Genomic DNA, 14871 nt, shown 5'->3' with positions numbered 1-14871 from the left:
ATCATCACTTAACATCAATCCATTATTTGGAGATGTGAGCGATCAGATCCAGAACCTTGTTGGAATAGCCAGTTTCGTTGTCGTACCAAGAAACCAGTTTCACGAAGGTGTCGCTCAGTGCAATACCGGCTTTAGCATCGAATACAGAAGTCAGAGTTTCACCGTTGAAATCGGTAGAAACTACTTCGTCTTCGGTGTAGCCCAGCACGCCTTTCAGCTCGCCTTCAGAAGCGGCTTTAATAGCAGCACAGATTTCTTTGTAAGAAGCTGGTTTAGCCAGACGAGCAGTCAGGTCAACCACAGACACGTTCGGAGTTGGAACGCGGAACGCCATACCGGTCAGTTTGCCGTTCAGTTCTGGGATAACTTTACCTACAGCTTTAGCTGCACCGGTAGAAGAAGGGATGATGTTTTGGGATGCGCCGCGGCCGCCGCGCCAGTCTTTGTGAGACGGGCCATCAACAGTTTTCTGAGTTGCGGTAGTTGCATGCACAGTGGTCATCAGCGCTTCAACGATACCGAACTTGTCGTTGATAACTTTAGCCAGTGGTGCCAGGCAGTTGGTGGTGCAAGAAGCGTTAGAAACGATTTCCTGACCTGCGTAGGATTTGTGGTTCACACCCATAACGAACATTGGAGTGTCGTCTTTGGATGGGCCAGTCAGAACAACTTTCTTAGCGCCTGCAGCGATGTGTTTACGCGCAGTTTCGTCAGTCAGGAACAGGCCTGTTGCTTCAGCAACGACGTCAACGTTGACTTCGTTCCACTTCAGGTTAGCCGGATCTCTTTCTGAGGTACAACGGATGGTTTTGCCGTTAACAACCAGGTGGCCGTCTTTAACTTCTACAGTGCCGTTGAAGCGGCCGTGAGTAGAGTCATATTTCAGCATGTAAGCCATGTACTCTGCGTCTAACAGGTCGTTGATTGCAACGATTTCGATGTCAGAACGTTCTTGAGCAGCACGAAAAACAATGCGACCGATACGGCCAAAACCGTTGATACCTACTTTGATAGTCATATATTCCACCAGCTATTTGTTAGTGAATAAAAGGTTGCTTGTAAAATTACAAAAACCTTACCAAGCGTCAAGCGGAATCGTGTCAATTCTTGCTGCAAATCAAACCTGGGACGCTGGTTTGAGTGCTTATTGCACATTCCGTTTGCGTTCGGCCTCATCCGTTATATGGGGTCAAACCGCTAAGTATAAAGTCAGCCTGTTTAATATATGTGATCGGTATCACATATCGTTATGGCGTGACCTTTATGGGCTACAGTTTAGGCCAAAAACCGCTGCAGTGTTGTTAATTTTTTGTTATTATTACTCATTGTTTTCGTTGACATTATCCACATTCAGAGAATCGCACAAATGGCTAAAGAGACAACCCCTGACCATCCGGGCACGGAACTGAATGAAATCCAACGTTATGTGACCCAAGAGCGTGGTACTGAGGCTCCGTATTCCGGTAAATTACTGCACAACAAACGCGAGGGCGTGTACCATTGTCTGTGCTGTAACCAGCCGCTGTTCTACTCCGACAGCAAGTATGACTCCGGTTGTGGCTGGCCAAGCTTCTATGAGCCGGTATCTGACGATGCTATTCGTTATCTTGATGATAATACGCACAATATGCATCGCGTTGAAATTCGCTGTGGTCATTGTGATGCGCATTTGGGGCATGTTTTCCCGGATGGCCCGCAACCGACCGGCGAACGTTTTTGTGTTAATTCCGCGTCGCTGAGCTTTACCGACGGCGAGAACGGTGAAAAAACGGCAGGCTAACGATTATTCAGTTAGAAAAATCGATTCAGCTAATTATTCTTCCACGAGTGAGGAAGGGCTCTGATGGACGTGAAAGATCTGATTGCCGCCATGACGCCGGAAATCTATCAACGCCTGGTATTGGCGGTTGAATTGGGTAAATGGCCGGATGGTGTCGCGTTGACCCCGGAACAGAAAGAAAATAGCCTGCAGGCGGTGATGCTGTGGCAGTCATTGCACAATACTGATCCGCAGCATATGAGCATCGACACTGACGGCCAGATAGTGATGAAGAGTAAGCAAGAACTGAAACAGCAGTTCATTGCAGAACCGCTGGTCAAGTTAAAGCCGCAGTAAATCTGACAGCGGGGCGATGCTGCCATCGCCCCGTTGATTTAACGTTTCACGTTATTAATTCCCAGTGATTCCGCCAGTTGATGTGCCAACCGGTTATTGTCATCTGCACCATATTCCCAGAACATCGCGCCCCCCAGCCCTTTGCTTTTGATGTAGTCCGCTTTGAGCTCAACCGAGCGCGGGTTTTCGTACGAAATAGCAAATAGCGGCTTGCCTTCGGCAGATTTCATCGTCAGATAAGGGACCTGAGCATCGCTGTCCCAATGTGCGGTGAAGCGCCGCTGCGGATCGTTTAACAGTTTGCTGACGATATCGTTGTATTTGAAATAGCTGTCCTTGGTCAGATCCAAGCCCATGGACTTGAACACGGCAATTTCACGGGCAGTGAAATAGGGTTGGGTGACTGGGTTTTTAGCCGCGTCTGGCTTGTCCCAATCTATACCCGGTTCTGTCGCCCGTTTTGGTACCCGGCCATAGAAACCGATACCCAGGTTCAATTGCGCGGGCTTTAACCCTGCGGCCAAATAGTTATCCACGACAAAATTGGCGCTGTAACGATCGGCGGCAGCGACAGTCGGCCACTGTTTGGAGTCATACAGATTAGAGTTGAAGTATTGGGTGCCGTACGCCATGTCATAGGTCATCAGGTTGATGTAGTCGAGGTAGGGCGCAATGCCCTTGACATCCACCCATTCCTGCGGACTTTTCACGTTGGCGCCGACGGCGATGGTCAGCAATTTGCCTTTGTCCAGAGCCTTATGCAGTTCCCCCAGCAAGAAGGTGAAGTTAGCGCGATCCGCCGGCTGACTTTCGACCAAGCCCCAGGCACCGTTCACCGGGTACTCCCAATCGAGGTCGATTCCGTCCAGGTGATATTGCTTAATGACCTGCTGTACCGAACGAATAAAAACGGCACGGCTTTCAGGTGTCGCAGCAGCACCGGAGAACCCGCGAGCACCCCAGCCACCAACGGACAGCAACACTTTCAGTTCAGGGTTTTGCTTACGAAGAACGGGCAGCAAGTGCAGATCGGCCATCACTTTGGGTGACAGATAAATTTGGTGCAGACGAGCGGGATCTTTGAGTGCCGGATTGGTTTCCTGCTTCTCGTCGTTGTAGATCAGGCCGAATGAGTAATTGAGGTGGGTGATTTGTGTGACGTCCAGCTTATTGATATCGCCACCGGGGCCTGCAGTAACGTCACCCCCACCGTTGAAATAACCAACGGACAGATAAGAAGCAGCGTGAGCCATACTGGTTCCAGCCATACCAAGCTGTACCGCTACCAGTAAAGGCAGCAGCTTACGGGTTAATGCCATGTCATCTCCTTTGGTCGGCAAGGCCGACCGAAACCGCCTAAGGCGGTAACATAAAGCCGGGCTCAATGGGCCCCGGATGCGTATAACTCATTGATGCAATGCATCACTGTTCATAACAGCAAAAGCACTGCATGCGAACAAGATGTAATCACAGGAGAATGGTCGGAATGTGAGCGATGTCGAGGTTTCAAACGGAGAGGATACGGGCGTGCTTCACGCCCGTTTGCATCATTGCGTGAGAATTTGTGACAATGTCACAAGTTGCGCTCCGGCCTCTTGCATGGCCTGAAAGGCTTTCTGGCTGTCGTCTGGCTGTAAATTAACACCGCGGCAACCATCGATAATCACCGACGTCTGATACCCCAACGCCAGTGCATCCAGCACGCTAAATTTCACACAGTAGTCAGTCGCTAGTCCCATGATGGCAAGGTGAGTGACGTTCTGCGCTTTCAACCACGCGTTCAGTTCAGTGTGTGAACGGTGCCCGTTATCGAAAAAAGCGCTGTAGCTGTCGATATCTGTATTTTGGCCTTTACGGAACACGGCATTAATACGTTGTTGCTCTAGTTGTGGATGAAACTCGGCACCCTGACTTTCCTGCACGCAATGCACTGGCCACCAGACCTGAGGTAAACCTTCGAGTTCACCCAGGGTTCCAACCTGTGCATTGGCATTGACGGCAAAGCTGCGGTGATTGGCGGGGTGCCAATCCTGGCTAGCGACCACCGGCTCACCGCGAGCGCTATAGGCCGCTATGGCCTTATTGGCTACGGCGATCACGGCATCGCCTTCCGCCACCGCCAGCGCGCCACCGGGACAAAAGTCGTTTTGCAAATCGATAAGCAACAAGGCTGTTTTCATTTTTACTCCGTGGTGTGGAATCGTTAACCGCTAATGCTCAGCTCACCACGCAGATCCTGCTGCATTTGGCTGCGGATTTGTTCCGGTGTTAGCGGTTGGCTCAGAAGATAATGCAGCTTGGTCAAGGCGGCCTCAACGGTCATGTCGAATCCGCTGATGACGCCGGCATGGGCCAAGGCATTACCGGTGGCATAACCTTCCATGTTTACCCTTCCGGAGATGCACTGTGTCAGGTTTACCACCACAATGCCGCGTTCAGAAGCATCACGCAATTCATCGACCAACTCTGCTTTTTGTGGTGCGTTACCCACTCCGTAAGAGCGAAGTATCAATGCTTTCACTGGTTGCAGCAGGAAGTTGCGCACTACAGCGCCGGAAATCCCTGGGTAAATTGTCACTACGCCGATCGGCTGTGGCGTGATGTCATGAACCTTGAGTTCGCCGTTGCAGGCCGGACTATCGATGCCGTTTTGGCGACGGATATGAATACCGGCTTCCAACAGTGGCGGCAGGTTGGGTGAAGCAAAGGCGTCGAAACCGTCAGCATGCGCCTTAGTGGTGCGGTTGCCTCGGAACAATTTGTTGTTGAAGAACAGGCTGACTTCATTCACTGGATGGTTAGCAGCCAGATAAAGCGCATTCAATAGGTTGGTCTGGCCATCGGAACGGAGTTCCGCCAATGGGATTTGGGAGCCGGTCACAATCACCGGCTTGGCCAGGTTTTCCAGCATGAACGACAGCGCAGATGCGGTGAAGGCCATGGTGTCGGTACCGTGCAGGATCACAAAGCCATCATAACGGTCGTAATTCAGTTTGATGTCATCGGCAATATGTTGCCAGTCTTCTGGCGTCATGTCTGAGGAGTCTATCAGCGGCGCGTATTCATGAATGGTGAAGTCTGGCATTTCCGGCCGGTGGAACTCTGGCATTAAGGCCAGTTGACGTTGCAGATGGCCGGAAACCGGGATGTAGCCGTGCTCAGAACGCTGCATGCCGATGGTGCCACCGGTGTAGGCGACGTAAATCGATTTCTTTTGCATAGTAATTGTTTTAACAGAAATTAGATGGGCTGAATTATAGGGGGATAAGCGCAGAAAAAAAGCCCGGCGGGTGCCGGGCTGAGGATTAATTTGTTAGCGGACTTCTCCACAGGTCAAACAGATGGCATAGCGGTTTTGTGGATCGTTGAGATTATTGAACAAACCTGGTTGCTCTTTGACCGCCATGGCTACTGACGCCAACGGGGCAGGTAGCATTGACTGGATAGCCGCCGGCAGCATAGCGTGAATAGACACACCAAACTGACTGAGGACCATATCGGTCAGGCTTGGGGTATCAACAAACCAGTTAAGCTGCCACTGTTTCAATTGTGCCAGCTCGGCGGCTTTCTTCACCGCGTCGTCGAAGTCACCCAGTTGATCGACCAGACCATTGGTCTTGGCATCGCTGCCCAGCCACACGTGACCCTGAGCAATCTGATCAACCTGCTGCGGTGTCATTTTGCGGGATTTGGCGACCAGATCGATAAAGTTTTGATAACCTTTTTCGATGTTCAGTTGCATCATCTGCGAGAACTCTGGTGGCAACGCCTTGGTGACGGCCAAATCTGCCAACGGTGAGGTTGCTACGCCGTCTGTATGAACGCCAATGCTGTCCAGCGTCTGCTCGTAGGTGTTGATCACCCCAAAGATGCCGATAGAGCCGGTAAGGGTACTCGGGCTGGCGATGATGTAGTCCGCCGGTGTAGAGACCCAATAACCGCCTGAGGCAGCCATACCGCCCATTGAGACCACTACAGGCTTACCAGCGGCACGCACAGCAGCCAATTCGGAGCGAATAACTTCAGACGCACTGACACTGCCGCCTGGGCTATTAACGCGGAAAATAACGGCTTTGATAGCTGGGTCCAGTCGTGCCTGACGCAATTCTGATGCAGTGGTATCACCACCCACGGCGCCCGGCGTTTGCGGACCATCCATGATTGCGCCATTGGCAAAGATCACAGCGATTTTTCCGCCTTGATCTGGTGTAGGTTTCGGCTGATAGTCATAGATGCTGGTGGCGTTGAAATCATTCGCCTGTTTGTCCCAACCGAAGGTCTTGATCAGTTGATTCTCGATGACGGTTCGTGACGCCAGTTCATCGACCAGCTTGTTGTCCAGTGCATACTTGGCCGTATCACCACCGGCAGCCTGCATACCGCTCAGCACGCCTGCGGCCCCAGGGAACAGCTGTTGCGCCGTGATCTGACGGTTAGCTGCTACTGTCTCCAGATAGTTCTGCCATAGACCACCAATCCAGCGACTGTCAGCTTCTCGAGCTGCTGGTGACATATCATCACGGATCAACGGTTCAACGGCGGACTTATAGGTCCCAACGCGGAAGATGTTGGTCGTGACCTTGAGTTTTTCCAGCAACGACTTGTAGTAAAGGTTGTTGGTAGCAAACCCGTGCAGATCGACCGCACCTTGCGGTGACAGGTAAACTTTGTTGGCGTAGCTGGCCAGATAATATTGTGTCTGGTTATAGCTGTCACCGATGGCAAAGATCGGTTTACCGCTGTCACGGAATTCACGCAGCGCTTTGCCGATATACTGCAGCGAAGGCTGATCGGCTCCGGCAAAGTCATTTAACTGCAATACCATGCCGGTAATGTTTTTATCGTCTTTTGCCTTGCGGATACTGTCAACGACGTCAAACAGGGAGTTTTCCTGCAGACGATTGCTTGAAGCACCCAGCAGTTCGCGGCCCCATTGGCGCACTTTGTTGTTCATTGAAGGCTGGTCAACGACCACGCCGCTCAGATCCACCAGTAATGCCCCGCGAGTAGGGACGGCTGGGGTGGTTGAGCTCTGGAACGACAGATAAATGCCCACCCCAACCAAGATCAGTAACACCAGGAACAGATTGAGGATAAGTTCCCTGATAAAGTTCAGCAGACGCCATGTCCACCTAAAAACGCCGGCAATGATTTGCCACAATGTGCGCATGTGCTCTCCAACAAGAGTCGAGAATGTTCCGCTATCCTAATGAGCGGGCGAGGAAATGTCAGCTTTAAATCGTGGGTCACAGAGGGTAATGCCGAGACTGTCACTCGCCGTTTAGCTATGTTAACGTGATCGTAATGAAAATTGTTATCAGGAGTTTACGATGGATGCACTGGATCTTTTACTGAATCGCCGTTCTGCGTCGCGCCTCGCGGCCCCTGCGCCTACAGGTGAGGTTCGTCAGAATATCATTAACGCAGGTCTGCGGGCGCCAGACCACGGTGCTTTGCAACCATGGCGTTTCGTGATGATCGAAGATCAGGGGCTGGAGCGTTTTAGCCAATTGTTACAAGCTGCTGCAAAACAAGACGAAATGGATGATGCCGCGATAGAAAAAGCGACTAAGGCACCATTTCGTGCTCCATTGATTATCACTGTGGTGGCGCATTGCACCGAAGAAACGAAGGTACCGCGTTGGGAGCAGGTTGTATCCGCCGGTTGTGCGGTGCAGGCAATGCAGATGGCCGCATTGGCTCAGGGGTTTAACGGTATCTGGCGCACGGGTGCCTGGACCGAACATCCTTTGGTTCGTGACGCTTTTGGTTGCCGCGAACAGGATGAAATTGTCGGTTTCCTGTATTTGGGCACACCTCAGCTAAAAGCGTCTACCAAAGTGATCGCTCCAGACAGCACTCCATTCGTCAGCTATTTCTGATCCCCGGCGCGGGTTGCGGAAAAAATGCACTAAATCCCGCCATTCTGTGTTGTTTCTGAGCAGGCTGTTCGGTTATCGACAACCTGCTCTTACCAATCCCGTCGGCAAGCGCTACCCTATGATATCTTGAATGCCGTTAACCGAAGGGAGTGGTATATGTCATCGCCAGCGATCCGTTTAACCCAGTACAGCCATGGCGCTGGCTGTGGTTGTAAAATCTCACCGAAAGTTCTCGAAACTATTCTGCACAGTGAGCGGGAGAAATTTGTCGATCCGAGTTTGTTGGTTGGCAATGAAACTCGTGACGATGCGGCGGTGTATGACATTGGTAACGGTGTTGGCATTATCAGCACCACCGACTTTTTTATGCCGATCGTCGATAATCCGTTTGATTTTGGCCGCATTGCCGCGACGAATGCGATCAGCGATGTCTATGCCATGGGTGGAAAGCCGATCATGGCGATTGCTATTCTTGGCTGGCCGATTGCCACGCTGCCGCCGGAAGTGGCACAACAGGTGATCGACGGTGGGCGCTATGCTTGCCAACAGGCGGGTATTGCTCTGGCTGGCGGCCATTCTATTGATGCGCCTGAGCCTATTTTTGGTCTGGCGGTCACCGGTATTGTTAATACTGAACGGGTGAAGAAAAACAGTGCCGCTCAGGCTGGAGCCAAACTGTACCTGACCAAGCCGTTGGGTATTGGTGTTCTGACCACTGCCGAGAAGAAGAGCAAACTACGTCCTGAACATGAAGGACTGGCAACCGAAGTCATGTGCCAACTGAACAAACCTGGCGCGGATTTTGCCGACGTCGAGGGCGTGACGGCGATGACCGATGTCACCGGCTTCGGTCTGCTGGGACATCTGAGTGAGGTTTGCCAGGGCTCAGGCCTACAGGCAACGGTATGGTTTGATCAGGTGCCGAAGCTGCCGGATATCGAACGTTATATCGCTGAAGGGTGCGTGCCGGGTGGCACGGGGCGTAACTTTGACAGCTATGGCCATTTGGTCGGTGAAATGACCGATTTACAGCGTCAACTGCTTTGCGATCCGCAAACTTCTGGTGGCTTGTTATTGGCTGTGTTGCCGGCGGCGGAACCGCAGGTGTTGGCCATTGCCGAACGTCATGGTATTCAACTCCAGGCTATTGGTGAACTCCATGCGCCAGTGCCGGCTAAGCCATTGATAGAGGTTGTGTAGTGTCCGTAACGCTAGAGCGGGTGGATACCCAAGACTATCGCCGTATTTTTTTGCAAGAGATTCCGCTGATAGATGTGCGCGCCCCTGTTGAGTTTCAGCAGGGCGCGTTCGCCAATGCAATGAATTTGCCGTTAATGAATGATGAAGAACGGCAAGCGGTCGGCACCTGTTACAAGCAGCAGGGGCAGCAGGCTGCAATTGCATTGGGTCACAGCCTGGTGACGGGCAGACTACGTGAAGAACGAACAGCGGCATGGCTGGCGCAATGCGCTCAATGGCCAGAAGGGTATATTTACTGTTTCCGTGGTGGTCTGCGTTCACAATTGGTACAGCAGTGGCTGCGTGAAGCCGGTGTTTCCTACCCACGTATTACAGGCGGCTATAAGGCGCTGCGCAATTTCTTGCTCACTACGCTGGAGCAGAGCGCCGAATTGCCAATGGTGTTGATCGGTGGCAATACCGGGAGCGGTAAAACGCTGTTAATCAATGAACTGGCCGATGGGGTCGATCTGGAAGGTGCCGCACACCATCGCGGTTCATCTTTTGGCCGAACGCTCGTGGAACAAAGCACTCAGATTGATTTTGAGAATCGTCTGGCTGTGTTATTGCTGAAAAAACAGCATGGTGGCTGCCGCCGCTGGGTACTGGAAGATGAAGGGCGTATTATCGGCAGCAATAATCTGCCATTACCCATCTTCAACCGTATGCAGCAAGCACCTGTGGCGGTGATAGACGACCCCTTTGAGGTGCGATTGGCACGGTTGCAGCACGAATACATTGACCGCATGCGGCTCGAATTTGAACAGGTTTATGGGGCAGAGTTGGGCTGGCAGAAATACGGTGAGTATCTGCATCACGGCCTGTTTGCCATTCGCCGTCGCTTGGGGATGGAACGTTTCCAACAACTGACGCAGCGCCTGGAATGGGCATTACAGAGCCAATATGCCAGCGGTAATAGTGATGGACATCAGGAGTGGCTGGTGTCGCTGTTGCAGCATTACTACGATCCGATGTATCACTATCAATTGGAAAAGAAATCCCAGCGAATTGTATTCCGCGGGAATTATGCTGAAGTAAGAGATTTCCTGATGACGTACAGCCAGAATAACGGTGAATAATGCGACTGTTTATTGCCGAAAAACCGAGTTTGGCGCGCGCCATTGCCGACGTACTTCCCAAACCGCATCGCCGCGGCGACGGGTTTATCGCTTGTGGTAACAATGATGTGGTCACCTGGTGTGTGGGCCATTTATTAGAGCAAGCGCAACCCGATGCCTATGACAGCCGTTATGCGCGTTGGTCGCTGGCTGACCTGCCAATTATTCCTGAGAAGTGGCAATTGCAGCCACGACCTTCGGTGAGCAAACAGCTGAATGCCATTAAAAAGCTGTTACAGGACGCCGACGAAGTTGTGCATGCTGGTGACCCCGATCGCGAGGGCCAGTTGCTGGTGGACGAAGTGCTGGACTATTTGGCACTGACGCCGGAAAAACGTCAAAGTGTTCGCCGTTGCCTGATTAACGATCTCAACCCGCAAGCGGTAGAACGCGCTATTGAACGGTTACGTGATAACCGCGACTTTATCCCACTGTGCGTTTCCGCATTGGCTCGTTCACGTGCTGATTGGCTGTATGGCATCAATATGACCCGCGCCTACACTATTTTGGGGCGCAATGCTGGTTATGATGGCGTGCTGTCTGTTGGACGGGTGCAAACGCCGGTATTGGGGCTAGTGGTTCGGCGTGATGAAGAGATTGAAAACTTTGTGTCGAAAGACTTCTTCGAAGTGAAAGCACACATTGTGACGCCAAAAGAGGAGCATTTTGTCGCTCTCTGGCAACCCAGCGAGTCCTGTGAGCCTTATCAGGACGAAGAGGGGCGCTTGCTGCATCGGCCATTGGCAGAGCATGTGCTCAAGCGTATCGAAGGCCAGCCGGCGCTGGTGACATCTTATAATGATAAACGGGAATCAGATACTGCACCGTTGCCGTTTTCTCTGTCGACCTTACAGATTGAAGCGTCTAAACGCTTTAACCTGAGCGCGCAACAGGTGCTGGATGTATGTCAGCGGTTGTATGAAACCCATAAGTTGATCACCTACCCACGTTCCGATTGTCGGTACCTCCCGGAAGAACATTTCGCCGGACGTCATTCGGTCTTAAACGCCATCAGTGTTCATCAACCAGATCTTTACCCACAGCCGGTGATCGATAGCGATCGTCGTAATCGTTGTTGGGACGACAAGAAGGTGGATGCTCACCACGCCATTATTCCTACCGCCCGTGCCAGTAAGGTGAACCTCAGCCAGGACGAATTGAATGTTTACGGGTTAGTTGCGCGTCAATATTTGATGCAATTTTGCCCGGACGCTATGTTCCGCAAGTGTGTGATTGAGCTGGATATTGCTGGTGGCAAGTTTACTGCCAAGGCACGTTTTTTGGCAGAGGCAGGGTGGCGGACGTTATTGGGCAGTAAAGAGCGTGATGAAGAAAACGAAGGCGCACCGTTGCCGGTGGTGGCAAAAGATGACGAACTGTTGTGTGAGCGCGGTGAGGTGGTTGAGCGTCAGACCCAACCCCCAAGGCCGTTCACCGACGCCAGTCTGCTTTCCGCCATGACAGGTATTGCGCGTTTCGTTCAGGATAAAGCGCTAAAGAAAATCCTGCGAGCGACCGATGGTTTAGGAACCGAGGCCACGCGCGCGGGGATCATTGAATTACTGTTCAAGCGGGCATTTTTGTATAAAAAGGGACGTTATATTCACTCTAGCGAAACGGGTCGTGCATTGATCCATTCGTTGCCGGATATTGCTGCCCGTCCTGATATGACGGCTAACTGGGAAGCTACACTGACGCAAATCAGTGAAAAATCCTGTCGCTACCAGGACTTTATGCAACCTCTGTTAGGTACTTTGCAGGAGCTAATTTATCAGGCCAAGCAGAGCCGGGCGAGTATGGCGTTTCGCGGGTTGCCGCCGTCACCTTCCTCCGGGGCGAAGAAACGTAAAAAAAGCGCCGGTAAGGCGCGGGAGAAGAGTGAATGAATCACAGGTTACTGATGCTGGCGACTGGCACACTGCTATTTTCCGCTGCAGCAACGGCCCATCGTGGCGACGTGGATGTCGTTGTGCCGGTATCTCCGGAAATTTGGGGCACGGCGAAAAGTGCTGCCGCCCAGCCTGCGGTACAACCTTGCAGCCGCTGTTGTATTTATCAGAATCAAAACTATTCTGAAGGTGCAGTGCTCAAGGTAGAAGGGGAAACGCTGCAGTGCGTACGTGATCCCAATGTGATTGGGACCAATCCCTTGGTCTGGGTGCGATTAAAGAAGTGACATCGTAACGCTTATGGTTAAGTTTCTGTCTGCCGCGCAGTGATATAGGCGCCTAATAACGGTACATCAGCCGGGGCCAGAGGATAGTCAAACGCCTGCTCCGGCGTTACCCACACAAAGTCGGAATGACAGCGATTTTGTAATTCACCGCTGTACGCTTCAATACGCCAGGCATGCAGACGGATAATGCGTTCGTTTTGCTGCCACTGGTTGCTGGCAACGTAGTTGCCGACGCTGGCGATAATCCCCAATTCTTCATCCAGTTCACGTGCCAGTGCTTGTGGCTGGCTTTCACCCGCTTCGACCTTCCCACCGGGAAATTCCCACAGACCAACTTGATCGCTACTGGCATCGCGTTGCGCCAAGAGAATTTTGCCATTCTTTTCAATGATGGCAGCGACGACATCGATTATTTTCATCTGTACCACATAGCGAAACCCCGGCAATGGCCGGGGTTGGGTTAATTACAGCGAGAATTCCGCCCAGACCGGGGCATGATCCGAGGGTTTCTCCATTCCGCGGATCTGATAATCGATCCCGGTTGCGGTGCAACGTGCAGCCAGTGGCGTGCTGGCCAACAGTAGATCGATACGCAGACCTCGGTTTTCATCGAAACCGCGTGAACGGTAGTCGAACCATGAAAATTCATCGTTACGTTCTGGGTTTGCATGTCTGTAGGTATCAACCAGACCCCAGTTCATCAGGCGGTCCATCCATTCACGCTCTTCCGGCAAGAACGAACACTTACCGGTCCGCAGCCAACGCTTGCGGCTTTCTTCGCCGATGCCGATATCATAATCACTTGGGCTGATATTCACATCACCCATCACCAGGACGGGGGAGTCTACCGACATTTGCTGTTCCAGGTAGTTCTGCAAGTCCTGATAGAAGCGTGTTTTGGCGGGGAACTTGATGGGATGGTCGCGGCTTTCACCCTGAGGGAAATAACCATTGATCACCGTCAGTGTGCCTTGAGGCGTCGCCAGATCGGCCATAATGATACGGCGCTGTGCGTCCTCTTCGTCGGTCGGGAAACCACGACGTACGGCGAGCGGTTTTTCTTTAGTCAACAGCGCTACACCGTAGTGGCCTTTTTGGCCGTGATAGAACACGTGATAACCATACTGGCTGACCTCTTCCAGAGGGAACATGTCATCGTGAACTTTTGTTTCTTGCAGACCAATCACGTCAGGCTGGTGCTGTTCGATGATGGCGGCCAGTTGGTGCGGACGCGCACGCAGTCCATTGATATTAAAAGAGACAAACTTCATGAGCGATGCCGTTTTTACGAGAAAAATGTGTTGAGATAGTAGCAGAGTTTGGCCAGAAATGTAACGCAGGCCAGCGGCAATGGCCGCCAGCGGCGTGCTGTGCTATTTCGCCCAGCGATCGTAAGTCTTTGGTTGGTAATCGTCGAACTGCTGCAGCAAGGTCTGCGCAGAGTCACTGATGTGCAGGGTGTTGAGGTAGTCATGACGCATAAAGCCTTGATCGGCCACATGCTGCAAGAAACCGTTTAACGGGCGATAAAAACCGTTTACATCCAGCAGGCCGACCGGTTTGCTGTGGTAACCGATCTGTCCCCAGGTCCAGATTTCGAACAACTCCTCCAGCGTGCCTATGCCACCGGGCAATGCGATAAAACCATCTGCCAGGGCTGCCATGCGGGCTTTACGCGTGTGCATGTCGGGTACGACTTCCAGTTCAGTCAGGCCACGGTGTGCAGTTTCTGCTTCTACCAATCGTTCAGGAATGATGCCAATGGCCTCGCCACCTGCGGCCAGCACGGCATCAGCCACAATGCCCATTAATCCTTTCTTACCGCCGCCATAGATTAAACGTCGGCCCTGAGCGGCAAGTATTTGGCCCAACTGCCGTGCGTTATCGGCATAAGCAGGGTTAACGCCTTCACTGGCGCCACAAAAAACGCAGATATTGTTACGCATGCACTTCTTTCCTTACTGCATTAAAGAAGTCAGTGGTATAGCGAATTGTTAGCCGGAGTTCAAGTTGAGGATCTGCTGAATGGTTAAGGGAATTGATAAATGATAAATCTGAGAGGCTGAAGGGAAATATTTACAGTGTAATACTGGACGTTTCGCATCCTTCCCGTTTGGGAGTTATATGGAGCATTCAAATTTGATTTAAATCTGGGGGGGAATACAAGGATGGTGGTGGGGGAAGGATTATTCGTCGTTGCACTCCTCACCCTGTGGGCCGCGCTGAAGCGCGTTGTCTCATTGCATGAGACTCGAACCTTGTCGAAGCTTCTCATCCTTCTCGGTAAGGGGTGATATGGATGCTGTCAGGTTTGATTTGATTTTGGGGGATATATAAAAA

At 51.9% G+C, this 14871-nt stretch carries 15 protein-coding genes and 1 other RNA gene; 7 read left to right on the top strand and 9 right to left on the bottom strand.

Annotation, left to right across the window (positions count from 1 at the left end; all coding sequences use genetic code 11):
• Positions 1-22: 22 nt before the first annotated feature.
• Positions 23-1018 (bottom strand): glyceraldehyde-3-phosphate dehydrogenase, encoded by a 996-nt coding sequence (gene gapA, locus SGBXF1_RS13760; protein WP_012145453.1) that lies wholly within the window; start codon positions 1016-1018, stop codon positions 23-25.
• Positions 1019-1366: 348 nt separating this feature from the next.
• On the opposite strand from gapA, the gene msrB reads away from it, so the two are divergent.
• Positions 1367-1780 carry a peptide-methionine (R)-S-oxide reductase MsrB gene (gene msrB / locus SGBXF1_RS13755; RefSeq protein ID WP_037419703.1) on the top strand — a complete coding sequence of 138 codons (414 nt, stop codon included), beginning with the start codon at positions 1367-1369 and terminating at the stop codon, positions 1778-1780.
• A gap of 63 nt (positions 1781-1843) precedes the next feature.
• Positions 1844-2116 carry a YeaC family protein gene (locus SGBXF1_RS13750; protein WP_186427004.1) on the top strand — a complete coding sequence of 91 codons (273 nt, stop codon included), beginning with the start codon at positions 1844-1846 and terminating at the stop codon, positions 2114-2116.
• A gap of 38 nt (positions 2117-2154) precedes the next feature.
• Here SGBXF1_RS13750 and chiD read toward each other — a convergent pair whose 3' ends face one another.
• From chiD to sppA, 4 genes are all read right to left on the bottom strand, one after another.
• The gene (gene chiD, locus SGBXF1_RS13745; protein ID WP_186427003.1) at positions 2155-3435 is read right to left on the bottom strand and encodes a chitinase ChiD; all 1281 of its coding nucleotides are present in this window, start codon (positions 3433-3435) and stop codon (positions 2155-2157) included.
• Between the two features lie 228 nt (positions 3436-3663).
• Complete coding sequence (gene pncA / locus SGBXF1_RS13740; protein WP_186427002.1) at positions 3664-4296, bottom strand: bifunctional nicotinamidase/pyrazinamidase; 633 nt, start codon at positions 4294-4296, stop codon at positions 3664-3666.
• Between the two features lie 23 nt (positions 4297-4319).
• Positions 4320-5336 carry an asparaginase gene (gene ansA / locus SGBXF1_RS13735; protein WP_037419689.1) on the bottom strand — a complete coding sequence of 339 codons (1017 nt, stop codon included), beginning with the start codon at positions 5334-5336 and terminating at the stop codon, positions 4320-4322.
• 93 nt (positions 5337-5429) lie between these two features.
• Positions 5430-7286 (bottom strand): signal peptide peptidase SppA, encoded by a 1857-nt coding sequence (gene sppA, locus SGBXF1_RS13730; protein ID WP_037419686.1) that lies wholly within the window; start codon positions 7284-7286, stop codon positions 5430-5432.
• A gap of 160 nt (positions 7287-7446) precedes the next feature.
• Here sppA and SGBXF1_RS13725 point away from each other — a divergent pair, with 160 nt between their 5' ends.
• The 5 genes from SGBXF1_RS13725 to SGBXF1_RS13705 all read left to right on the top strand — a co-directional run bounded on the left by SGBXF1_RS13725 (position 7447) and on the right by SGBXF1_RS13705 (position 12531).
• Entirely contained in the window at positions 7447-7998 is a 552-nt protein-coding gene (locus tag SGBXF1_RS13725; protein ID WP_037419683.1) for an NAD(P)H nitroreductase, read from the top strand.
• 156 nt (positions 7999-8154) lie between these two features.
• Entirely contained in the window at positions 8155-9198 is a 1044-nt protein-coding gene (selD, locus tag SGBXF1_RS13720; RefSeq protein ID WP_037419680.1) for a selenide, water dikinase SelD, read from the top strand.
• The gene (mnmH, locus tag SGBXF1_RS13715; RefSeq protein WP_186427001.1) at positions 9198-10316 is read left to right on the top strand and encodes a tRNA 2-selenouridine(34) synthase MnmH; all 1119 of its coding nucleotides are present in this window, start codon (positions 9198-9200) and stop codon (positions 10314-10316) included. The genes selD and mnmH overlap by 1 nt, the downstream gene beginning before the upstream one ends.
• Positions 10316-12241, top strand: a complete 1926-nt coding sequence (locus SGBXF1_RS13710; RefSeq protein ID WP_186427000.1) for a DNA topoisomerase III — start codon at positions 10316-10318, stop codon at positions 12239-12241. The genes mnmH and SGBXF1_RS13710 overlap by 1 nt, the downstream gene beginning before the upstream one ends.
• Positions 12238-12531 carry a YnjH family protein gene (locus tag SGBXF1_RS13705; protein WP_061806420.1) on the top strand — a complete coding sequence of 98 codons (294 nt, stop codon included), beginning with the start codon at positions 12238-12240 and terminating at the stop codon, positions 12529-12531. The genes SGBXF1_RS13710 and SGBXF1_RS13705 overlap by 4 nt, the downstream gene beginning before the upstream one ends.
• Positions 12532-12548: 17 nt before the next feature.
• Here the strand turns inward: SGBXF1_RS13705 and SGBXF1_RS13700 are convergent, their stop codons facing one another.
• The 4 genes from SGBXF1_RS13700 to SGBXF1_RS13685 form a co-directional block, all read right to left on the bottom strand.
• Complete coding sequence (locus SGBXF1_RS13700) at positions 12549-12950, bottom strand: pyrimidine (deoxy)nucleoside triphosphate diphosphatase (protein WP_186426999.1); 402 nt, start codon at positions 12948-12950, stop codon at positions 12549-12551.
• Positions 12951-12995: 45 nt separating this feature from the next.
• Positions 12996-13802: an exodeoxyribonuclease III gene (gene xthA, locus SGBXF1_RS13695; protein ID WP_186426998.1), complete on the bottom strand. Its 807-nt coding sequence runs from the start codon at positions 13800-13802 to the stop codon at positions 12996-12998.
• A 102-nt stretch (positions 13803-13904) separates the two neighbouring features.
• Entirely contained in the window at positions 13905-14477 is a 573-nt protein-coding gene (locus SGBXF1_RS13690; RefSeq protein WP_037427044.1) for an LOG family protein, read from the bottom strand.
• A 223-nt stretch (positions 14478-14700) separates the two neighbouring features.
• Positions 14701-14827: non-coding RNA, RtT sRNA (locus SGBXF1_RS13685), on the bottom strand.
• Positions 14828-14871: the final 44 nt, after the last annotated feature.

The sequence above is a fragment of the Serratia grimesii genome (assembly GCF_900186025.1).
Lineage (GTDB): Bacteria > Pseudomonadota > Gammaproteobacteria > Enterobacterales > Enterobacteriaceae > Serratia > Serratia grimesii.
Note: the sequence above shows the minus strand (reverse complement) of the source record. Positions and strands in the feature narration are given on the sequence as shown.